The 22,138-nt window shown below is 60.3% G+C and carries 19 protein-coding genes, 1 tRNA gene and 1 other RNA gene; 6 read left to right on the top strand and 15 right to left on the bottom strand.

The genetic code is table 11. The features are described 5' to 3' along the window. Positions 1-124: 124 nt before the first annotated feature. From nrdI to ykgO, 3 genes are all read right to left on the bottom strand, one after another. On the bottom strand, positions 125-568 hold the full coding sequence (gene nrdI / locus CJEIK_RS02495) for a class Ib ribonucleoside-diphosphate reductase assembly flavoprotein NrdI (protein ID WP_005294171.1): 444 nt from the start codon (positions 566-568) through the stop codon (positions 125-127). A 76-nt stretch (positions 569-644) separates the two neighbouring features. Next, positions 645-875 carry a glutaredoxin-like protein NrdH gene (gene nrdH, locus CJEIK_RS02490; protein WP_011273153.1) on the bottom strand — a complete coding sequence of 77 codons (231 nt, stop codon included), beginning with the start codon at positions 873-875 and terminating at the stop codon, positions 645-647. A gap of 355 nt (positions 876-1,230) precedes the next feature. Continuing rightward, the gene (gene ykgO / locus CJEIK_RS02485; protein WP_003852698.1) at positions 1,231-1,353 is read right to left on the bottom strand and encodes a type B 50S ribosomal protein L36; all 123 of its coding nucleotides are present in this window, start codon (positions 1,351-1,353) and stop codon (positions 1,231-1,233) included. 205 nt (positions 1,354-1,558) lie between these two features. On the opposite strand from ykgO, the gene nadE reads away from it, so the two are divergent. Further along, positions 1,559-2,500 (top strand): ammonia-dependent NAD(+) synthetase, encoded by a 942-nt coding sequence (gene nadE / locus CJEIK_RS02480; protein WP_005294297.1) that lies wholly within the window; start codon positions 1,559-1,561, stop codon positions 2,498-2,500. A gap of 35 nt (positions 2,501-2,535) precedes the next feature. Here nadE and CJEIK_RS02475 read toward each other — a convergent pair whose 3' ends face one another. From CJEIK_RS02475 to pgm, 4 genes are all read right to left on the bottom strand, one after another. Beyond that, positions 2,536-3,105, bottom strand: coding sequence for a vitamin K epoxide reductase family protein (locus CJEIK_RS02475; protein WP_005294299.1), 570 nt, complete (start codon positions 3,103-3,105; stop codon positions 2,536-2,538). A 159-nt stretch (positions 3,106-3,264) separates the two neighbouring features. Then, a tRNA-Ala gene (locus CJEIK_RS02470) sits at positions 3,265-3,337 on the bottom strand. Between the two features lie 115 nt (positions 3,338-3,452). After that, complete coding sequence (locus tag CJEIK_RS02465; protein ID WP_005294301.1) at positions 3,453-4,199, bottom strand: DsbA family protein; 747 nt, start codon at positions 4,197-4,199, stop codon at positions 3,453-3,455. A gap of 179 nt (positions 4,200-4,378) precedes the next feature. Further along, positions 4,379-6,034 (bottom strand): phosphoglucomutase (alpha-D-glucose-1,6-bisphosphate-dependent), encoded by a 1,656-nt coding sequence (pgm, locus tag CJEIK_RS02460; protein WP_005294303.1) that lies wholly within the window; start codon positions 6,032-6,034, stop codon positions 4,379-4,381. 205 nt (positions 6,035-6,239) lie between these two features. Here pgm and CJEIK_RS02455 point away from each other — a divergent pair, with 205 nt between their 5' ends. After that, positions 6,240-7,685 carry an alanine/glycine:cation symporter family protein gene (locus tag CJEIK_RS02455; RefSeq protein ID WP_005294305.1) on the top strand — a complete coding sequence of 482 codons (1,446 nt, stop codon included), beginning with the start codon at positions 6,240-6,242 and terminating at the stop codon, positions 7,683-7,685. 22 nt (positions 7,686-7,707) lie between these two features. Here the strand turns inward: CJEIK_RS02455 and CJEIK_RS02450 are convergent, their stop codons facing one another. Continuing rightward, positions 7,708-8,235, bottom strand: coding sequence for a lipoprotein LpqH (locus CJEIK_RS02450; RefSeq protein WP_005294306.1), 528 nt, complete (start codon positions 8,233-8,235; stop codon positions 7,708-7,710). 165 nt (positions 8,236-8,400) lie between these two features. Here CJEIK_RS02450 and CJEIK_RS02445 point away from each other — a divergent pair, with 165 nt between their 5' ends. Continuing rightward, complete coding sequence (locus CJEIK_RS02445; RefSeq protein WP_005294308.1) at positions 8,401-10,074, top strand: AMP-binding protein; 1,674 nt, start codon at positions 8,401-8,403, stop codon at positions 10,072-10,074. A 99-nt stretch (positions 10,075-10,173) separates the two neighbouring features. Continuing rightward, positions 10,174-11,727, top strand: coding sequence for a metallophosphoesterase (locus CJEIK_RS02440; protein WP_034964812.1), 1,554 nt, complete (start codon positions 10,174-10,176; stop codon positions 11,725-11,727). Between the two features lie 63 nt (positions 11,728-11,790). Here the strand turns inward: CJEIK_RS02440 and CJEIK_RS02435 are convergent, their stop codons facing one another. Together CJEIK_RS02435 and CJEIK_RS02430 are read right to left on the bottom strand one after the other, a co-directional pair. Continuing rightward, positions 11,791-13,146, bottom strand: a complete 1,356-nt coding sequence (locus CJEIK_RS02435) for a Na+/H+ antiporter family protein (protein WP_005294311.1) — start codon at positions 13,144-13,146, stop codon at positions 11,791-11,793. A gap of 23 nt (positions 13,147-13,169) precedes the next feature. Beyond that, positions 13,170-15,893: a DEAD/DEAH box helicase family protein gene (locus CJEIK_RS02430; RefSeq protein ID WP_005294314.1), complete on the bottom strand. Its 2,724-nt coding sequence runs from the start codon at positions 15,891-15,893 to the stop codon at positions 13,170-13,172. A 128-nt stretch (positions 15,894-16,021) separates the two neighbouring features. Between CJEIK_RS02430 and CJEIK_RS02425 the strand changes: the two genes are divergently transcribed. Further along, the gene (locus tag CJEIK_RS02425; RefSeq protein WP_143336408.1) at positions 16,022-16,480 is read left to right on the top strand and encodes a hypothetical protein; all 459 of its coding nucleotides are present in this window, start codon (positions 16,022-16,024) and stop codon (positions 16,478-16,480) included. 47 nt (positions 16,481-16,527) lie between these two features. Here CJEIK_RS02425 and ssrA read toward each other — a convergent pair. From ssrA to ftsE, 5 genes are all read right to left on the bottom strand, one after another. Continuing rightward, positions 16,528-16,910, bottom strand: a transfer-messenger RNA (tmRNA) gene (ssrA, locus tag CJEIK_RS02420). A gap of 67 nt (positions 16,911-16,977) precedes the next feature. Next, positions 16,978-17,937: a hypothetical protein gene (locus CJEIK_RS02415; RefSeq protein ID WP_005294315.1), complete on the bottom strand. Its 960-nt coding sequence runs from the start codon at positions 17,935-17,937 to the stop codon at positions 16,978-16,980. A 65-nt stretch (positions 17,938-18,002) separates the two neighbouring features. Next, positions 18,003-18,557 (bottom strand): SsrA-binding protein SmpB, encoded by a 555-nt coding sequence (smpB, locus tag CJEIK_RS02410; protein WP_005294317.1) that lies wholly within the window; start codon positions 18,555-18,557, stop codon positions 18,003-18,005. Between the two features lie 85 nt (positions 18,558-18,642). Next, on the bottom strand, positions 18,643-19,545 hold the full coding sequence (ftsX, locus tag CJEIK_RS02405; protein WP_005294319.1) for a permease-like cell division protein FtsX: 903 nt from the start codon (positions 19,543-19,545) through the stop codon (positions 18,643-18,645). Positions 19,546-19,598: 53 nt separating this feature from the next. Continuing rightward, the gene (gene ftsE, locus CJEIK_RS02400) at positions 19,599-20,288 is read right to left on the bottom strand and encodes a cell division ATP-binding protein FtsE (protein WP_034964874.1); all 690 of its coding nucleotides are present in this window, start codon (positions 20,286-20,288) and stop codon (positions 19,599-19,601) included. Positions 20,289-20,465: 177 nt separating this feature from the next. Between ftsE and CJEIK_RS02395 the strand changes: the two genes are divergently transcribed. Then, a complete protein-coding gene (locus tag CJEIK_RS02395) occupies positions 20,466-22,088 on the top strand; it encodes an AbgT family transporter (protein WP_172544883.1) in 1,623 nt (540 codons plus the stop codon). Positions 22,089-22,138: the final 50 nt, after the last annotated feature.

The following is a 22,138-nucleotide window of genomic DNA, read 5'->3' as shown; positions in this document are numbered from 1 at the left end:
CAAAAACTCGCGCTAAGTACAATGCCGCGCGCTCGTGCATTCGTTTCGATTCTAATCAGTGCCCCGGACATGTGCGGGGCGGGTGCAAAGCAGTTGTTCTATTCTCCGCTTCACACTTGCCATGTCAGCTCGCTAGGTTCCACCGGCCCTCGTGCCGCAGAGAGGCCTCGAACTCGGCTAGCCCCTCGCGCACTCGGTGGACATCCTCCTCCGTGCCCATCAGTTCGAAGCGGTACAGGTACGGCACCTGGCATTTGGCGGAGATCACCTCGCCAGCCTTGGCGAAGTCCGACCCGAAGTTGATGTTCCCTGCGCCAATCACCCCGCGCAGCCACTTGCGGTTTTGCTCCACGTTGAGGAACTTGATCACCTGCTTTGGAACTGGTCGAGAATAGTCACCCGTCATCCCCGCTCCCCCGCCGTATGTCGGTACGACCAATACATGCGGTTGGTCGACGAGCAGTGGGGCGTCATTACGCTTCAATGGGATGCGAGAGGAAGGCAGCCCGAGCTTGCGCACGAAGCGGTGGGTGTTCTCCGTCGTGGAGGAAAAATACGTGATTAGCATTGAGCCTCATTCAGACAGTGGCACGCGCAAAAATAGCTCCCACCTGGGAGGGTGAAGGCGGAACGGCACGCGAGGGTTAAGCGGCCTTAGCGGTCAGGGAGCGGATGCGATCCGGGCGGAAGCCGGACCAGTGATCCTCGCCAGCGACGACCACGGGAGCCTGCAGGTGGCCCAGCGCCATGACGTAGTCACGAGCCTCGTCGTCAAGGCTGATGTCCACAAGCTCGTATTCCAGACCAGCCTTGTCGAGGGCCTTCTTGGTGGCATTGCACTGAACACATGCGGGCTTGGTGTAGACGGTGATCATGGTGGCTGTCATTCTCCTGGTTTGTGGGCGCTATCGGTGTTGGTTTTAGCAAGCGTTCGTCAGGCAGGGCGCTGGCGAACCGTGCCCCTCATTGACTTGCTTAAGACTACACATCACAAGCGTGTAAGACAACCGCTAAAACACAACATTTTGGGGCAGGTTAAAAGCCAGAGCACAATATATAGTAGTTACATCTTGCGTATTCGCAGGTGGCGGATTTTCCCACCACTACATCTAGCCACATGAAAAACATGCTTGTAATTTCAAAGCCCAGATTTTGCACGAAAAATCCCCCGCCTCCACGGTGTAAACAACACCGAAAAGGAGGCGGGGGAAGGTGGAACCCAAGCGGTTCTTAGCCCTGGCGAGCCTTGAAGCGGGGATCCTTCTTGTTGATCACGTAGACCTTACCGCGGCGACGAACGACCTGAGCGCCCGGCTTGTTCTTCAGCGACCGAAGGGACTTGCGGACCTTCATCGGGCGCTCCTTTCCTCATCGACTTTCTTACATCGCCAGGCAGTACAGGCTAACAGGCTAAGACCCGTTTATGCCGCCCGGCACAAACACAAACGATGAGTTTACCCACCCACTCCCTCAAAACCAAATGAGTGCAAGCAGCCTACCCGGGGCGCATCCGGGCGGAACCAGCACGCACGCCACCTACCGGGTTAGCATCAATCCCATGAGCTCTTCTGCCTACCAGCCAAACCAGAACCCCACCTCCGCCGACAACTCCCCCAGCCAACCGACCAGCGCGCGGCCGTTGCACGCACGCATCGTCGCAGAGCTGGGAGTGCGTCCCACCATCGACCCGGCCGCGGAAGTCGAGCACCGCGTGCAGTTCATTACCGACTACCTGCAAACCACGGGCGTGCGCACCCTGGTGCTGGGCATCTCGGGGGGCCAAGACTCCACTCTCGCCGGAAGGCTATGCCAGCTGGCCGTCGAGCGCCTCAACCAGCAGACTGCCCACACTGGGCAGGCAGGGCAAGAACAGCCCTACCGTTTCTGCGCCGTGCGGCTGCCGTACGGAGTTCAAGCAGACGAGGACGACGCGCAGGTGGCGCTGAAGTTTATCGAGCCGAGTATGGGTGTCACCGTAAACATCAAGGAAGCAACCGACGCATCGGCGCGCGCGACCAGCGAGGCCCTCAACATCGCACAGGTTGGCGACTTCAACAAGGGCAACATCAAAGCGCGCGAGCGCATGATCGCGCAGTATGCGTTGGCGGGGGAACTAGGTGGGCTGGTCGTCGGCACGGACCACGCCGCGGAGGCAATCACCGGTTTCTACACCAAGCACGGCGACGGCGCGGCGGATCTGGTGCCGTTGGCTGGGCTCACGAAGCGGCAGGGGGCGGCACTGCTGCGGCACCTCGGTGCCCCGGACAGCACGTGGCAGAAGGTTCCCACCGCTGACCTGGAGGAAGACCGCCCCGCACTCCCCGACGAGGCAGCACTGGGGGTGACATATGCACAGCTGGACGATTACCTAGAGAGCACCAACGGCGCGGCCGACATCGACCCGCAGGTCGCAGACCACATCGAGAAGCTGTGGTTCCGTTCGCGCCACAAGCGGCACCTGCCGGTCGCGCCACACGAAAGCTGGTGGCGCGCACAGTAGCAGCGCCGCACGAAAGCTGGTGGCGCGCGAACTAGCTAGAAAACGAACTGATCCAAGATCAGCGCGGTAAACGCCAGGAACCAGGCGATAACAACCAGCAGTGGCATCCCCAGCGCAGAGTGCGGGACATCCTCTCCCGCTTCGCGTCGCTGCTCGCGCAGGAAGTGCACCAACGTCATCACGAACATCGGCAGGGTCGCCGCCCACACGACCATGCAGTAGGGGCACAGCGCGCCAATCTGGTAAATCGCGGCGTAGGCCAGCCAATGCACGAACACAACACCTAGCGCCAGTCCGGCGAGTACGCAGTACCACATCCAACGAGGCAGCTTGGCGCCGACGATCAACATCACGCCGAGGGTCATCGTCACGGGGAAGCCGATTAGCCCGATGAATGGATTCGCGAATCCGAACACAGACGCCTGATCCGAAGCCATCACATCGGTACACGAGATCACCTCGTTGATAGTGCAGGCAGGCTGGAAGTCGGGATTCAGCGCCAACTGCAGTTTGTCGTGCATAATCAGCGCGGAGAAAATCAGCCCGACCGTGGACAACACCAGGAAGGTGAAGCCGAAGCGCTTCGTCGCCCCAAGACCGTTCATGTGCTCACTCTCTTTGTTTTTCTGACGCCCTCACGCCCGACCCCACCCCCAAACAATCTGTTTCTGGCGCAGGGTGAGTCGGTGGCACAGGGAAGCAATGAATCAAGCGTAGCACGCGAAAAACCCCAGCTCGTAACCAAGCTGGGGTTGTCTGTTCTGTGGAGCTAACGGGATTCGAACCCGTGACCCCCACACTGCCAGTGTGGTGCGCTACCAGCTGCGCCATAGCCCCGTTGCTACTCAAGAGATCCCCTATTGCGGGTTATCCCTGCGAAGCGAACGGACTTAAAACTACAACACTGGAATTGAGTTCTCCAAATCGCCAGGTCGGCGCTGGGGGTAAGGTTTTACTTTCCTTCCAGCGCAACCGGGACCCAGGAGCCCAGACTCTCGTCCGAGTTCACCGGCGGATCGAACCGCTTGCCGTCCTTGTACAGCAGCGGCGAGGAGACCTTGCCCTCGCGCTTTTCGACCTCTTTATTGTTCGTACGAGAGATCTTCGCGCCCTCGTCCTTGACGGACTCGTTGCGGATATTGTCGACCACTCCGTCGTCCGCACCCATCTTCTCTGCAGCATTGGCGAGGTCATCCCAGTCCCACTGGCGGGTGACAGTGGACTGCTCGTCCATCATCAGACGGTGAATGTTCCAGAATGCGTCCACATTGCCACTCTTAGCTACTGCCCAAGCGGTAGCTGCTCCGCGAGTGGAAGGGCCGGACTCGTCGCCACGGTCCAGGAAGTTCAAGAAGCGGAACTTCACCTTCAGCTTGCCGTCTTCCAGCGCCTGCTTCACGTCGGCGCTAGAGGCAGTCTCCAGCTGCGCGCAGTAGTGGCAGCTAAAGTCCTCGAAAACCTCGACGACCGGCACATCGTCCCCAGCGTCCTCAGACTCCAAGGTGACGGTAGCGTCCTCGGCCGTCATCTTCACCTTCACCTTGTCATTAGGCAGGCTGATGTTATCGACCTTGTGCTGCTGGTTGTTGTACACGATAAAACCGATGGCCACGGCCGCGATGACGAGGATCGCAATGATTCCCCACAGGAAGCCATTGCCCCCTTTAGAAGCGTTAGGGGCCTTGATCTTCTGGCTCACTGAGCGTTCCTTTCAAGATGATGAAGTGTCTACTAAGGCAAGACACTATCGCAGAAGTCTGGCAAAACCCTGAATTGACCCCGTGATAATACGCTTACCTGCAGTAAACCGCGCTGTTAACGGCGGCTAGCGGGGGTTCGCCAAACCCCCGCCGTGAATGGCTTGGGGCGGCCGGGGATCTATCCGAGCACGCCGTCCACAACAACCTGCGCCTCCTCCAGCACCTGGTCCAGGTGCTCAGCGCCGTTGAAGGACTCCGCGTAGATCTTGTACTTGTCCTCCGTGCCACTCGGGCGCGCGGCGAACCAGGCATTTGCGGTAGTTACCTTCACCCCACCGATGGCCGCACCGTTGCCCGGCGCCTCGGTAAGGATCGCTTCGATCTTCTCACCCGCCAGCTCTGTAGCCTCCACGTCGTCAGCGCTGAGCTTCTTCAGGCGCTCCTTCTGCTCACGATCGGCCGGTGCGTCGATGCGCTTGTACTGCGGGGCGCCGAGCTCCGCGGCTAGCTCCTTATAGCGCTCCGACGGGCTCTTGCCGGTCGTTGCCTTGATTTCGGACGCCAACAGGTCAGCGATAATACCGTCCTTATCGGTAGACCAGACCTGCCCGTTGTGGCGAAGGAAGGAAGCACCTGCCGATTCTTCTCCACCAAAGCCCACGGATCCGTTGACCAGCCCCGGCACGAACCACTTGAACCCAACCGGAACCTCCATCAGCTTGCGCCCCATGCGGGCCACCACGCGGTCGATCATGGAGGAGCTGACCAGGGTCTTACCCACGGCGGCATCCTGCGGCCAGTTCTCGCGGTGGCTAAACAGATACTCGATAGCGACAGCGAGGTAGTGGTTCGGGTTCATCAGGCCTGCATCTGGGGTGACGATTCCATGGCGGTCGGAATCGGCGTCATTACCAGTAGCGATGTCATAGGAAGCCCCACCGGCGCCTACAACAGCGTCGACCAGAGAGGCCATCGCGGACGGCGAAGAGCAATCCATGCGGATCTTGCCGTCGGAGTCCAAGGTCATGAACCCGAAGGCCGGGTCGATGGTGGGGTTGACGACCGTGAGGTCCAGGCCGTGTACGTCGGCGATGCGCTCCCAATAGGCAACGGAGGCGCCACCCATCGGGTCGGCGCCGATGCGCACGCCCGCGCTACGAATGGCCTCAATGTCGATGACCTCCGGCAGCGCAGCAACGTAATTGCCCAGGTAATTGTGGTTTTCCACCAGTTCAGTGGAGGTGGAGCGCTGCACGCCAGACAGATCCGCATCCAGGTACTCGTTGGCGCGGCGGGCGATCCAGCTAGTGGCATCGGTATCCGCCGGACCGCCGGTTGGCGGGTTGTACTTGAAGCCACCGTCACGCGGTGGGTTGTGGGAGGGGGTGACAACAATGCCGTCGGCTCGACCTGCGTCGGTGCCCTCTGGGCCGCCGGGCAACTGCTTGTTGTACTCCAGGATGGCGAAGCTGATCGAGGGGGTGGGTACAAACCCGCGCTCTTGGTCTACCTTCACGGTCACCTGGTTGCCAGCCAGAACCTCCAGTGCGGTAGCCTCGGCCGGTTCGGAAAGCGCGTGCGGGTCACGGCCGATGAAAACCGGGCCGTTGATTCCCTGCTCGCGACGGTAGTCAACGATGGCCTGGGTGGTGGCCAGGATGTGTGCCTCGTTGAAGGCCCCATCGAAAGCGCTGCCACGGTGACCGGAGGTACCGAAGCTCACGCGCTGGCCTGGGTCAGCCAGATTCGGAACCGTGGCGGAGTAAGCCTCCAGGAGGGCTGGGATGTCGGTGAGGTCGTCGGGGGTGGCGGGCTGGCCAGCACGTGGGTGCATGATGATTCCTTCGGTCGGTGCCTGAAAGCATTTTCTTGCTACTCACCATTTATCGTGCCCGATTCCGGCAGGTTTTTCAGTGCTACACCGCCCTTTTAACGCCCCCTGCCGCTGCTCTTTGAATACTTGGCCACAGCAAACACCCTCCGCGAATTTCGCTAAATTCTTCTTCCTCTCTTATTTACAGGCGTAACCTCTGTAGTCCATGCAAGACGTTTCCTTCGCCGAATCCCTACAAAACAATCTGGACAAGATCGACCAGTTCATCTGGAGCCAATGGCTCTTGATCCCATTACTGCTACTCACTGGTCTGTGGCTAACGATCCGCCTTGGTGGCGTGCAATTCCGCAAACTATTCGTCGCCCTGCGCCACGGGCTTATCGACCGGGACGATGAGGGCGGCGACGGCGACATCACCCAGTACCAGGCCCTCACTACTGCGCTGGCCGCGACGGTCGGCGTAGGCAACATTGTCGGTGTGGCCACCGCCATCTCCATCGGTGGTCCCGGCGCGCTCTTCTGGATGTGGATCACCGGACTGGTGGGTATGGCCTCCAAGTACTCGGAGGCCTTCCTGGGCGTGCGCTTCCGCGTGGCCGATTCCAAGGGCAATGTCTCCGGTGGCCCGCAGCGCTATCTATCGCGAGGTATCCCGGGTGGCCTGGGCACGTTCCTAGCGTGGTTCTTCACCATCGCGGCCATCATCGCCTCCTTTGGCATCGGCAACCTGACGCAGGGTAATGCCGTAGCCGCGGGCCTGGAGGACACGTTCGACGTCAGCCCCACCGTCACCGGCGCGGTGATGTTCGTACTGGTCGGCGCGGTTCTTCTCGGCGGCATTGGTTCGATCGGCAGGGTGACCTCCGCCTTCGTTCCACTGATGATTCTTATCTACATCGGCGGCGGCTTTGTGGTCTTGGCTTTGCACGCTGGCGACATCCCGAATGCTCTGGGACTTATCTTTAATGACGCCTTCTCGGGAACCTCTGCCACCGGTGGATTCGTAGGCTCCGGCATCATGCTGGCTATGCAGATGGGTGTGGCTCGCGGCATCTTCTCTAACGAGTCCGGCATGGGCTCGGCGGCAATTGCAGCGGCTGCAGCGAAGACCACTCACCCGGTGCGCCAGGGCCTGGTTTCCATGACCCAGACGTTTATCGACACGATCATCGTGGTGACCATGACCGGCCTGGTGATCGTTACCACCGGCGTGTGGGACACCGGTGAGGAGAATGCGGCAAACATGACCGCCCAGGCCTTTAGCAAGGGCATCGGCTCGGAGTGGGGCGGCACCATCGTCTCCCTCTCCATCGTGTTCTTCGCCTTTTCCACGATTCTGGGTTGGTCCTACTACGGCGAACGCAACGCGGAACGCGCCTTCGGCTCCTGGGCTTCCCTGCCCTACCGCATGCTGTTCACTTGCGTGGTGTTCGTCGGAGCCACCACGGAGATCGGTCTGGCCTGGACTTTTGCAGACATCGCCAACGGCCTGATGGCGCTGCCGAATCTGGTGGGCTTGCTGATCCTCTCCGGGCTCATCGCCCGGGAGACTAAGGCATACCTGGACTTCGATCCAACCTTGCGGGCGCGTCCGGAGGATGTGGAGAAGTTCTTGGTGGATACCAAGAACCCCTGGCGCAGCGCGCTATAGCCAGCGGGCTATAACGCCGCCATTAGCTGGCGCAGGTGAACTCCACGGATAGGGCGATCGTGCGGTGCGAGTCGTCCTCCACCGGAGTTCCTTCGACAACATACTTGTCGCCTTGGCGCTTGACCGTGGCCGAGACGGCATGCTCGTCGTCGATCTCGTACTCCACACCCTGGTACTCGAACTCCAGTGAGTCTAGGGCTGGCTGATCGGTGTAGATATCGATGTCCAGCTCGTTACGGTCATCATCGTCCTTGCCGAAGTCGACCTCAAGTACCTCGCGTCCATCGTCTTCGCCCAGCTCGCAGCGTACAGGGGAAAGCAGCTTGGTATCCACAGCCTTCCCGTCTACGGAGATCTTGTGGAGCTTGCTGCCCGGGCTTTGCTGCGCGGGAGCTTTCTGAGTATCCCGGGGCTGCTCAGACTCTTCAGAGGAACCGGAAGCCTCGGCGCTTTCCTGCACCGTGGTGGTCACGGTTTCCTTGTCCGTGGCGCCGTCGTCGGAATCCTTGGACGAGCAGGCGGCGACTGAGATCCCCAGCGCAGCCGCCACTACTACTGCGGCGCTACAGCGAGCTATGCGTGAAACGGGGCGGCTGATTTGCGAACCTGCAGTTTCCTTAGTGAACGTTAAATACCTCATCGCATTCCACCGTAACAAAACTCAATTTCCGCAAAGCTCCCACAGATTTTAGTGATCTGAATTACAGTCTCGGTCATGACTTTCGCATCGCAGCATGGCCTGAATGCTCCCCTGACACCCCTGCGCTTCCTCCAACGCTCCGCGCAGGTTCACCCCAACAAGATCGCCGCAGTCGACGGACCACGGCGCATCACCTTCGCGGAGTTTAACGAAGACGCTCAGGCCTTCGCCCACGCCCTCATCGCCGACCACGTGGCCGAGGGCGACCGCGTGGGCATCCTCGCTGCGAACAGTTACGAAGCCTTGCTTGCCCAGTTCGCCGTGCCGCTGGCTAATGCAGTGACGGTACCAATCAACACCCGCCTTGCACCCAAGGAAGTTAACTACATCCTCGACCACTCCTCCATCAACGTCCTCGTCGGCGAGAAGGAACTGATCGATCCCATCCTCGCTAGTGGCGAGCGAAACCTTCGCCGTGCGGTGTACATCGCCGACAAAGAAGGCGTAGAACCCCAGGTGGAAAAGGGAGAAACTGACGCGCAGGGGGCGTCACTAGTAACAACATTTAGCGACTACCTGGCCGGGCACCGTGACGAAGAGCCACTGCCCTACCGCGTGCACGATGAGAACGAGACTATTGCGATCAACTACACTTCCGGCACCACTGGAAAGCCGAAGGGCGTGATCTACACCCACCGCGGCGCATACCTGAACGCACTGGGGCAGGCGCACACACAGCACTTCAGCCACGACACCGTGTACCTGTGGACGCTGCCGATGTTCCACTGCTCCGGCTGGTGCACAGGCTGGGCGGCGATGGCCGTCAGCGCTACACAGGTGGCTCTGCGCGCGGTGCGTGGCCCGGAGATGTGGGAGCTGATCCGTACCGAGGGCGTGACCGCCATGTGCGGCGCTCCGGCCGTGCTCAACACGCTGGTAGATGACGAGAACAAGCGCCGTGTGACCAATCTGCGCGTTACCACCGCTGGTGCGCCGCCGAGCCCTACGACTATCACTCGCTGCGAAAACATCGGCGTGGAGGTCACCCACGTATATGGTCTGACCGAGAGCTACGGGCCTTTCACCGTCTGCGAGGCGCAGCCCGAGTGGGCGGACATGACGGTTCGTCGTCGCGCGGTTCTGAAAGCCCGGCAAGGCGTGGCCTCCGTTACCAACGAGGACGTGCGCGTGATCGAGCCGACCGAACACCTAGACGAAGCACTGGTAGACGTGCCCGCCGACGGTGCGACCCTGGGCGAGATTATCTTGACCGGCAACGGCATCATGGCCGGCTACTTCAAGGACGAAGAGGCCACCGCGCATGCCTTCCGTGGCGGCTGGTTCCACACCGGCGACCTCGGAGTAATGCACCCCAACGGCTATATCCAGCTGATGGATCGAGCCAAGGACGTGGTGGTTTCCGGCGGCGAAAACATATCCACCATCGAGGTCGAACAGGCCGTTATCAGCCATCCCGACATCTCCGACTGTGCAGTCATCGGCGTACCAGATGAGAAGTGGGGCGAGCGTCCGCGTGCCTATGTGACCCTGCGCCCGGAGGCCCGCGGCGGAGACGAGTCCGCTTTGGAAGAAGCCGTGATCGCCTACTGTCGCGCGCACATCGCCGGCTACAAGGTGCCGCGTGACGTACGCATTCTCGAAGAACTCCCCCGCACCTCCACGGGCAAGGTTCGCAAGAACGAACTGCGCGAGGAAGCGTGGGTAGGCCACGAGCAGAAGATTAACTAGGTACGGCCTTAGCCGTTAACCCAGTATTTGCCCGGCCTTTCCCTACCCGCTGCCTTTAGGCCGGTTGCTGGTCACGCACGCCTTTTACCCTTTGCCTTCATGGGTAGTAAAGGTATTTTTTCTCGACGCCGATTCTTCAAAGCGCTGGGTTTCAGCGCCGGTTCCGCAGCCTTCGTGGTGGGGCCGCTTGCGAAGGCCGGTGCGGCACCAGGCACAGGCGCAGGCGGTTCCGGCCTGGCGGGCAGTGGGTTGGCCGGGAGTTCAGCCCTGGGATCCGCTAGCACTCCAAACTTGGCGGGGTCGGCGAGCTTCACCCCAAGCAACATCGGCAGCTCCGAGACCGGCTGGGTTATGGGGCACAAGGGCGCTGGGCCGAACGGTTCTTTTTTGGCCGGTGACCTGCAGGTAGTCACTGTTACGGAGGATTCAGTGACGATTAGCTGGCTGACGTGGGACGCAAAGGTGAGCATCGCTGAGCGCCCTGTGGGCATGCCGACCGAAGGCACGCTGCGCGTATGGCCGGAAAATAACCCGCAGGATACGAAGATTGTGCGCTCAGAGAAGAACACCTTCTTCCACATCATGACTATCGAAGGCCTACAGCCGGAGACCAAGTACCGCTTCAGCGCCTCCTCCCACGGCATCGAAGCCAACGCGACACACAACTATTTCCAGGAGAAGAAGAAAGAGTTCACCACCTTGCCTAAATTGTCCGGCGAGGTACTGCAGACCGTGGTCGTGGCGAACGATGTGCACATGGGTGAGGCTCAGGATGGCCTGTGGTTCGATGGCTTTCCACCGCCGGCGGTACCCAACCCGAAATCCGCACCCTACCCGGAGGTGTGCCTGGATGCGGTCATTAAGACCGCTGAGGATTGTGGCGCTACACACCTGTTTGTCAATGGCGATGTCACGAGTGAAGCCCGCCCGGCCGAGGTACGGCGTGCCAAGGAAATGTTGGATACGTTCTCCGGCACATGGCGCGTAACCCGTGGCAATCACGACCGGCCGCACAAAGCCGACGACACCTCCGGTTACGAAACCGCCACCCCCTACGGCAAAGAACACTTCGACCCCTTCGGTGACGTTTTCGAGCCACGACAACAGGCCTGGATGATGGATCTAGAGCCCGCGGGCGTGCGCGTGATCGGCATTGATTCCACGGAACTGGACAAGTCTGGCGGGCGGATCGAGCCACAGCAATTCCGCCAGATCGAAGGCTTCTTGCGCCGCGACCCAAATAAGCCAACCGTGCTGATGCTGCACCACCCCATGACGCGCGAGGCCGGCTGGTCGAACGCTGCCGGACCTGCTTTTATTCTGCGTGACCCGGATCTGATCAGACTGCAGAAGATGATTCAAGCGGCGCCGGGCGTGAAGTTGGTGCTGACCGGCCACACTCACCGCGCTCATCGAGATAAGCCAGACGTCGATACCCACGCAGTATTCCTGGAAACCCCCGCGGCGAAAAACTGGCCCACCGGAGCCACCCAGCTACGCTTCTACTCCGACGGCATTGCCGTGAACTTCCGCCACAACCTGGGCGAAGAAGCGCTGGACTGGGCGAGCCGTACCCGCTGGACTAACTTCGGCCTGGCGCCAGAGATCCTGCTGGGGCCGACGGACGCACGCAACCTGGTTGTGCGCTACTAGCGCCCCTCCCCCCTGGTGCTCCCCTGTTTTCCCAACGCCCTACCTGCTGGTGAGTTCTAGCAGCTACAGAACCATCGCCGCGATCCAGCCGGCGATCAGCAGCGGAATATTAAAGTGCAGGAACGTCGGGATCACGGAATCCCGGATGTGGTCGTGCTGGCCATCCGCGTTCAGACCCGACGTGGGGCCTAGGGTCGAGTCGGAGGCCGGGGAACCGGCGTCACCCAGAGCACCCGCAGTACCCACAATCGCCACGGTGGCGAGCGGCGAGAAGCCCATCGATGCGCACAAAGGCACGTAGATCGTTGCGACGATCGGCAGAGTGGAGAAGCTCGAGCCGATGCCCATGGTGACCACCAGGCCAACCAACAACATCACCAGGGCGGCGGCGGGCTTGTTGCCCGCGAACAGGTCGGCGGAGGTGTTGACCAGGCTCTCGACCTCGCCGGTGGCCTGCATGACCGCGGCGAAGCCCTGGGCGGTGATCATGATGAAGCCGATCAGGGCCATCATGCGCATACCGGCGGTGAAGACATCGTCCGCCTTCCTCCAATCGACCGCGCCGGTGCCCATAAAGATCGTCAGCCCCACCAGAGCGCCGATCAGCAGCGAATCGGCCTCCATGTCCATAGCCTGCATAACGACCTGCACGGCGAAGGTGGCGATGATCGCGATGACGGAGACGAGGATCTTGTAGCGGGAGACCTCACCGTCCGGGTCGGTCTCGACCTCCACAATCGGGCGTTCTTCGTACTCGCGCGGCTTGCGGTACGTGATGAAGACCGCGATCAGCAAACCACAGAACATACCCAGCGCCGGGATGCCCATGGCCTTCATCACGTTGATGCCATCGGTGTTCATGCCTGCGTTGTCGATGTTGCCCAGCAGGATGTCGTTCAGGAAGATCGAGCCGAAGCCCAGCGGGATCCACATGTACGTGGTGATCAGGCCGAACGTCAGGATACAGGTGACCAGACGGCGGTCCAGCTGCAGCTTGTTGAACACGCTCAGCAGCGGCGGGATGATCAGCGGAATGAACGCGATGTGCACAGGGATGAGGTTCTGACTCATCACGGCCATAGCGAGGATGCCGGCCAACATCAACCATTTCGTTACGGCGACGGCGCGGCTCTTTGTTTCTTCGTTGGTGACGCCCAGTTTCCCCAGCAGGGAGTCCGCCAGAAGCTTGGGCAGCCCTGCGCTGGCGACGGCCATCGCAAAGGCGCCAAGCAGGGCATAGCTCAGCGCGATTTTCGCGCCGCCGGAGAGGCCTTCCTGGAAGGCCACCATCGTGGCGTCAAGGCCAAGGCCGCTGAGGAGACCACCGACGATAGCTCCGATGAAAAGCGCCAGAACCACATGCACCCGAAGCAGGGCGAGGGCCAGCATGACGACGACGGCGACTAGGACTGCATTCATGCACCTTAGAATAGTGTGAGAGGTCAGACAATAGGAAATTCCAACGGTGACTGCTTCTGGTAGCGCCGCGTCTGGCTTGCCAGGCGGGCTGCAATATTAGATCCGCTGAGCTTGCGCGCCTGCAGAAGGAACTCCCGGCCCTCCTGGCTGCGGGTATACACCGCCCGCATCGGCAAGCCCATGCGTTGCAGTTGGTTCAAGAACTCATCCACGTTCTCCCGACGCGTGCCGAGCACGTCGGGCACCGACTGGGCACAAAAGATGCCGCGGATGCGGACCTGATGCGCGGGCGCAATGAGGTAGCGCGCGTTGCGGACCTCCCCAGATAACTGAGTTATGGCGTCCGCAAAAAGCTTCCTTTCGGCGAAGGTTCCGCCGGACAGGCGCACATTCGCCCCGATAGCGCCCTCGTCGACGATCGCCATGAGGTTGCGGGTTTCGATCAAGCCGAGGGCGCTCAGCGTGCGTACCAGCGCCGTGGCCTCGGCTTTCAGGCGCTTGCTGGTATCCGTCAGTTGCTGGACCTTCCGGGTGCGCATCAGTACCGCCGCACCGCCGAGCAGCGCAAGCACCCCGAACGCCAGCCATTGGCCCCCGACCGGGAGGTGCGGCAGGACGCGCCCCACTGCCAGGCCGAACATGACCGCGAGGAAGAAGATATAGCCCAGGATAACGTCCAGGTAAGGCACCACCCCGGCCGATGCGGGCTTTTCAACGTCGATGTGGAACTGCATCTCGTAGGGCTGACCATCCGGCACATTCCCCATGTCTAGAGCCTCTAGCCACTGGTTGCGCATCAGGTCTCGACGGAAGGCTCGCGCCAGCATCTGTCCGTTGGCGGCATCGATGCTGCGGTAGGCGCGGACGGGTGGCTCTGCGTAGCAGCGATCGAAGCCGTTCTCGATTACCGGCGCATCGGCGCGCGGCGCTACGAAGGCCTCGAAGCGCTTCTGCAGCGAGTGCACGTCGTGTGAGCCCAGCACATCCAACGAGTCCCCTGTACCGACGTTCAGCGCTTGCGCCCCGTTCTGTGCCAACTGGTCGAGCCATGCTCCGCGCCCGGCACCTTTGCTCGGTTCGCACGTCGCGATGTGCCAAATGTTCGCGGTCTTATCCGGGACGGCGGGGTCCACCCGAATCACCCGGCCACGCATTTGGTTGGTCAGCATAAACGCACGTACGGAGCTGGCGATGATGAGCGCGTTGGCGCAGGGTGAATCCCACCCCTCCCCCAGCAGCGCGGCGGTGCCCACCAGGATCGTGAACAGTCCATCTTGAAAAGCGCGGGTGATGGCGGGCACGGATACCCGCGTGCCACCGGAAAAGCGCACCTCCACATACTCATCGTTGAGGTTCTTGGCGCCGGTGACTTCCCCATCGAGGTCCTCTGCAAAGCGTTTCACCTCGTCCAGCGCCGTGCGCGGGATGACGATCACTGAGCCGCTGATGGCGGCGATTCTTGCGGTGCCGCCTACGCGCCGTCGCAATGCTTCGAAGATGGGGATGACGCCCACGTGGACCAGAGCATCGTCACTGCCCACGCTGGACAGGTAATCCCGCTGGACGTAATCCGCGAGGATCACCATGCGCAGGCTTTCGGACATCGCGGAGACTTCCTCTTCGGCAATGTCACTGACGGCGCGGATCTTGCCCGCGGAATGGGTGAGGATGCGGTTGACTTTCTTCTCTCCCGTGACGGAGATCTTCCCCTTGTTCAGCAGGTTGTTCGCCCGCAGAGCGGAGGCTACCGACGAGCTGGCGCGGAAGAAGTCGGGATGGTCGATGACGAACTGCAGCCCCAGCTCGCCGGCGAGTTCAGGGCGCTTTTCGCTGAGTATCGCCTGGATATGCGGCGCAATCGGGTACCCAGCAGCGGCAAGAAGGATTTTGAGGGCGTAGAAATTCTCCTCGTCGTCGAGGGCCACCTGTAACTGTTCGTCCGTGAGCCGGCCGAGATCCTCCGCCAATTGGGCCAAGATGCCCTGACGTTGCAGGTCTACCAACACTTCGTTGCCACGCCGGCGCAGCTCGGCTATTTCCTGCTCTTCTTCCTGGCTGGGCTTCGTAACGTAGACGTAATCCTGATGCGGGCACAGGTTACCGGCGGCCACGAGTTCCGGGGCGAAGATTTCCTCGTCGATAGGGCCACACAGCTGTTCGTAGCGTTGCCATTCGCTGGGGGTGGAATCATACGGCGGGGTCGCCGTCAGCGCGATGGTGTTGAGCTCTGCTTTTCGGTGGTCCAGCTGGTTCATGAAGGCTGTCAGGGCGCGGTGCCACTGGGATCGCAGATGGTGTGCTTCGTCGAGGCACACCGTACCTATGTCGCGGACTGCGTCCAGGATGTTAAGGTCCGCGAAGTCCTCCCCCGTTTCCTCGTCGAGCGCCTGGGTGTATGCGGAATACAGCGCCTGGTAGGTGATGACCGTCAGGAAGGCTGGATTGTGCAGCGAGGTGGAACACCACCCCCGCGGGTTCGATGCGCCGTTGTGTTGAAAGTGTGATGCGAAACGATCGATCCACTGGTCGCGGATGGTGATGGTGGGAGCCAGGATCAGGGCTGGTTGGCCGAGGCGGCAGATGAGTTCCAGTCCGAGAATCGTTTTGCCAGATCCGGGCGCGGCGACGATGTGGATGCGGTGATCCTGCTTCAGGTCGTCGAAGCGTTCGAGGATGCGCTGCTGGTACGGCCGGAAGGTTCCGGCAAAGCGCCAGCTGGGTTGCGGTTGTGTCTCGGGCGCTGCCATGCGGGCAAGTCTAACCGATCAGCCCCACCCCTCTCCTTGATTCAGCCACCCCCTCCAACGATGGAATCTATAATTCCGCTATCAATACTCATGCAATTCGCGCTGCCTGTAGAGCCTGAGGAGACCCCATGCTTAAAGCTGCCTACCCGAGCGCGTTCGCACTCTTCTCTCACCAAAAGGAAACTCTTCAAGAAGACTTCGTCGGTGTTGCACGTAATCGAAAACAAGCAGACGCAATGGCCGAATATGTAGAATCAAAAAAGTACAGCTGCTGGATTGAAGAAGTAACCATTAAAGACTGGTATAGGACCCTACTCAGAAAACTTCCGTCCGACGTAATCTTTCTGGTTTTCAGATCTGGACCTGCCCAGGAGGAAGAAAGAAGAGCAGACGATTTTGATCCAGAACTAGTGGGGGCGTTCACTTCTAAGCTAGCCGCTGAACGATACGCGGTTGCCCTAGATCGGAGGGTCGCAACTGGTACCCCCCTGCACACTAAACTAAACCAGCACCATGTTTGGGAGGCACATTATGGCTTTCTCCCTAAATATCTGAAAGCGGATGGCATTCCAATTCCAGCTTGTTAATTGAACACACAAAACCCCAGCTCATTTCTGAACTGGGGAAATGCGTTCTGTGGAGCCGCCGGGAATTGAACCCGGGTCCTTTGCGACCTCGCCAGGGCTTCTCCGTGCGCAGTTCGCACGTGACCTCTGCTCGACCCTCCAGCGCTCACGAACCAGCCTGGATGATGGGCCCAGTTGCTCGAAAGGTGTCCCACACGGCCCAAGCAACAAAGCCGTGCGGCAAGTCCCTTAAGTCGATGCCAGCTACCGGGTCAGGGACATACCCGGGCTGACAGACACGCGGTCGCTGTAATTAGGCAGCGAGAGCGTAGTCGCGCTGAGTGTTCTCGGCGCTTATAAAATCGCAGCGACGCTTAAAATCGGTGGTCATCTGCCTTCACCGGCACGCTTCCCCTGGCTCAATGCACAAAGTCGAAACCAAGTCGACCCCGTGATTCCTGCTGCGGAAACGCTTGTACAACAGGAAATCTAACCTTACACCCGCGTGTGGCGCTGATTCAAGAATCCTTCTGCTCCTCTTGCCACTTCGCCTTGCGCTCCTTGGACTTCTTGTTGTTCTTCACCGCCATTAGCCCGACCGCAATGCCTATCACCACAGGCACCCATACCTTGCTGTAATCCGCCATGAATTCCACCACGCGCAGAATCGGCTCCATCCATTCGGGCATGTGCCAGTCCGGCCAGGGAATCGAGGGAAGGTTGATCTCCGGCCACGGAATGGAAGGCAGGTTAATGTCCGGCCATGGGATCGACGGAAGATTAATGTCCGGCCACGGGATATCGATATCCCAGTCCGGCACGAAGCTCAATAGCCACGAGATCAATCGCGAAGCTAACGGCCCCAGCACGATCACGGCCAGCGCCCAACCGCCCTTCCCCAGCCCGGTAATCAGGGGAAAGAACCAGCGCTTGAACGGCGACTCCTCCATCGCCTCCCAGCGTTTCGCCGCCCGCGAGCCTTCAGGCGGGTCGAAGACCACCACCCCCTCGTCGTCCTTCACCTTAACCTCGATCATCCAGCTATCCAGGAAGTTCGAGGTCCACCCCAGGTACGGCGCGCTGAGCGTCATCTCACCGCCATATTTTCCAGCCTTAACGGTCGCCTCGCTTTTACCCAGGTCAATCTTCTGATTCTCGAGGCTCTTGTACCTTGCGATCGTTACCCCGTCGCGACGCACGAGTAGCTGACGGTTCTTATCGAGGTCGTCTAGTTTCTCTGCCAGCTTCTTGTGGAGCTTCTCGCTGTCTTCTCTTGTGGACGCCCCCTCGTCCCCCGCGGCATCTTCAGTTACCTCTTCCGCCTCCGGCGCGGCACTGTTTTCCGCGTCAGTTTTCTTATCGGACGCGGGGAAGTCCGGGTCGATTCTCCGCAGTGCATCCGGCTCGCCGATAAAGAGCTCAAGCAGCCCGAACTCAGGATGCTTAAGGGACCAATGCTCGACGTCGTCATTTTTCACACGCCCGAAAGTATCAAAACACAAACCCCCCCGTTCAATAGAGGTCCCCTATGCGTTACCGCACCCTAGCCCTGGATCCCCTTGATTCGCCGACCCATCTCGCGCGTGATCTCACGCTCTTCTGTACGGCGTTTGATGTCCTGGCGCTTGTCGTATTCCTGCTTACCGCGCGCCAGCGCCAGCTCGACCTTCAACTTGCCGGCAACGAAGTACAGCTGCAGCGGAACCAAAGTGTTGTTTCCGTCGCGTACCTTGCCCATAAGCGAGTCGATCTCCCGGCGGTGCAACAGCAGCTTGCGGGTACGGCGGGGGCTGTGGTTCGTCCAGTGCCCCATGGAGTACTCCGGGATATGAAGTCCGCGCAGCCAGACCTCGCCTTCATCAATGGTGGCGTAGGCGTCAACAAGAGAAGCCTTGCCCTCCCGCAAAGATTTAACTTCCGTACCCACCAGCACCACACCGCACTCGTAGGTATCGATGATGTGGTAATCGTGGCGCGCCTTGCGGTTGGTGGCAACGACGATCTGGCCAGTCCCCTTCTGACCTGTGCCCTTCTGGGCCTTGTTCTTTTTCCCCTTCGATTTCCCCGAATCGGTGGGAGTGCTCTTTTTTGCTGCCATGACAGCCACACACTACCACCGGGCGCTCCCTCGAGCGAAAATGCTTAAGCGCGCTAAGCAGCGCTGGCTTAGCGAGGGCGCAGTGCTAGTTCTTCACATACCAGCGCAAGGTGACCTGCGCGGTGATAGCTGCCACGACCACGCCGACCAGCACCACAAACGGCGCGGCCAGCCACAGGTCGCTGTTCGTCACGCGCGCCACCAGCTGCTGGTCGTACACGGCCTTCAGGGCGCGGTCTACCACCAGGATCTTCGCGGCAAACATGCCACCAACCGCCAGCACCGCACCGATCAGGGCGGCCATCATGGCCTCCAGGACAAACGGAGCCTGGGTGTACCAGCGCGAAGCGCCGACCATGCGCATGATGCTGATCTCACTGCGGCGCGAGTACGCGGTGATCTGCACCATGTTCATGATCAGGAAGATCGCTGCGATGGCCTGAACTGCGGCCACGATAAAGGAGGCGTTGCGGATGGAGTCCAGGTTGCGCATCGCGGCCTCCAGGTTGTCGCCCTGATCCACGATGTTCGTCACCGCCGGATTGTCCCGCAGCGCGTCGATGGGCGCGGAGTTCTCCGGGTCGGCCAGGCGCACGTGGAAGGCGGCGGGCAGCGCATCCTTCTCCGTCTGCTCCACTAGCTGCGGATCGGACTCGCCGAACAACTCCACAAAGCGCTCGTAGGACTGCTCCTTGTTACGGAAGGTCACGGACTTCACCGCCTCGTCGCCCTCCAACTGCTGCTTGATCTCGGAGCACTCCGGAGAGGCACACGTTGGGTCGGAGCTCGAAATCTTATCGTCGAGCTGCACCATCACCTCAATGCGGTCGAAGTAGATGTCCTTCGTCCTCTCCGTCATTGCGCTCAGCAGAAAGCCGGTGGCCAGCAGCGCCAGCGCGATGGAGGTGGTGATGATCATGGCGATCGTCATCGTCATGTTGCGACGCAGGCCCGAAAACGCCTCGCGGAACACAAAGTTGGTCTTCATTAATGTTTCCCTACTGTTCCCTACTGATCTTTACTGATCCGTACTGTTCCGTATTAGTGGCCCACGCCATACATACCGAGCTCGTCATCGCGGACAAGCTTGCCCTTCGACAGCTCGATCACGCGCTTACGCATAGAGTCCACCGCCACATCGTCGTGGGTGGACATCACCACGGTCGTACCGTTCTGGTTAATGCGGTTGAGCAGCATCATGATCTCAGATGAAGTATCGGGGTCCAGGTTGCCTGTCGGCTCGTCCGCCAGCAGGACCAAAGGCTTATTTACTGACGCCCGCGCGATCGCCACGCGCTGTTGTTCGCCACCCGACAGCTCGTGCGGGAAGCGGTTTTCCTTTCCGTCGAGGCCAACGGTCTTCAATGCCGCAGGCACCAAGTGCTGGATTTCCGCGCGCTTCTTGCCGATAACCTCGAGAGCGAAGGCAACGTTGTCGAAGACGGTCTTCTTCGGCAGCAGGCGGAAGTCCTGGAAGACATAGCCAATACGCTGGCGCAGCTTCGGCACATCCCGCCCCTTGATCTTGTTCACGTGGTAGCCGGCGACGTGCAGGTCTCCAGAATCCAGCTTTTCCTCGCGCAGGATGAGCTGCAGAAACGTGGACTTACCGGAGCCAGACGGGCCGATGAGGAAGACAAACTCGCCCTTTTCAATGTCCAGGGTGATGTTGTCCAGGGCCGGCCGCCCGGAAGACAAATAGCTCTTGGTTACGTTTTCGAAGGTGATCACGAGCACACAGTGTAGCGAAACTAGTGAGGCAAAGATAGTCCAAAGTGACTGTTGTTACTCCTGAGGCTTCGTACGGCTCCGTTGATTCTGGGCTTCTGCTGTCCCGCGGCACCCCAGAATGTAAAGTCGCAACCCAACCCGATTAAGGCGTTTGGCGTCAACAAGAGAGAAGAACCCTTGAGCGATACGCAGACAAAAGAAGAAACTACAAAGAGCAATCAGCCCGGGGGCTTCCTCGGATTCATCGAGAAAGTCGGCAACAAACTTCCCGACCCGTTCTGGCTATTCGTCATCCTCGGCGGGCTAGTCCTTGTCTCCAGTTTCATTTTCAACAGGATTGGCCTCAGCGCCACGAACCCAGAAAACGGCGAGAAGGTAGAGATCGTCAACCTGCTGAGTTCTGATGGGCTCAAGGAGATCCTTTCCGGCGTGGTGGACAACTACGTCACCTTCCCACCGCTGGGCTTGATTATTACGGTCATGCTGGGCGTGGCCGTGGCCGAGCATTCTGGCCTAATCAGCGCGGTAGTGCGCGCAACGGTCTCTAGAGTCGGGCCGACACTTCTGACCTTTGTTGTGGCTCTGGCAGGTGTGACGGGCTCCGTAGCCTCTGACGCTGTGTACGTGATCCTCATTCCGCTAGGCGCAGTGTCCTTCCGCGCAGTGGGTCGCTCCCCGATCGTTGGCGCAATGGTGGCCTTTGCCGCATCCTCAGCCGGGTTTAACTCCTCGCTAGTCCTGAACATCACCGACGTGCTGTTGGGTGGCATTTCCACCTCGGCGGCCCACATCGTCGACGATAAATACTTCGTCTCGCCGCTAGCCAACTACTTCTTCGTAGCCGTCAGCGCGGTCGTGTTGGCGCTGATCATCACGGTATTGACGGAAGCGTACATGAACAAGCGCACCCAGGAGTTGGTGGACCACGACGAGATCGACTACTCGGAGGTCACCTTCAACACCGGCCGCGACGGCGATGACGAGCTCGCTGGAGACGTACCGCAGGAAAAGATCACCGCCGCATTGAGGCTCGAGCGCGACGAGGCACGCGCACTGGGGATCACCGCTTTCGTCGCCATAATCATGACGGGCATCTACTTTGCATTGCTGTTTGTTCCGGGTTCGCCGCTCCAAGGCGAGAACGGCGAGGTGATGTCCAGCCCCCTGATCACCGCGGTGGCCGTGCCCATTGGCGCTGCCTTCCTGATCCTCGGCCTGGTCTACGGTCTGGGCATTAAGTCCATTACAAAGGCCAGCGACGTTCCGGAATTCATGGCACGCGGGTTGAAGACCCTGCTGCCGATGATGGTGCTGTTTTTCGCAGTCTCCCAGTTCCTGGCCTGGTTCAAGGCATCCAACTTGGGCGCCTGGACCGCCATTAAGGGCGCAGAGCTGCTGCAGAAGGCCGATCTACCACCGCTGCTGCTCTTCGGCGCCTTTGTGATCCTGGTAGCGCTGGTGAACCTCTTCATTACTTCTGGCTCCGCCCAGTGGGCGCTTATGGCGCCGATCGTCGTACCGATGTTCATGTACGTCGGGTTCTCCCCCGAGGTCACCCAGATGCTGTTCCGTATCGGCGACTCTCCTTCGAACATCATCACCCCGATGAGCCCGTACTTCGCCCTGGCCCTGACCTTCTTGCAGCGCTACTACAAGAAGGCGGGCATCGGAACGCTAATGTCCCTGGCGCTGCCATACTCCATCGCCATGCTGGTCGGCTGGTTCCTGTTCTTCGCACTCTGGTGGATGATCGGATTGCCGCTCGGCCCCGGTACGCCGATGGACTACCCGGCGCCGTAGGCTGCTGCACTGGTTCAACACTGCGCTGCCCCAACCCCGTGGTAGCCCAG

It is taken from the genome of Corynebacterium jeikeium, from assembly GCF_028609885.1.
In the GTDB taxonomy this organism is placed as follows: domain Bacteria; phylum Actinomycetota; class Actinomycetes; order Mycobacteriales; family Mycobacteriaceae; genus Corynebacterium; species Corynebacterium jeikeium.
Note: the sequence above shows the minus strand (reverse complement) of the source record. Positions and strands in the feature narration are given on the sequence as shown.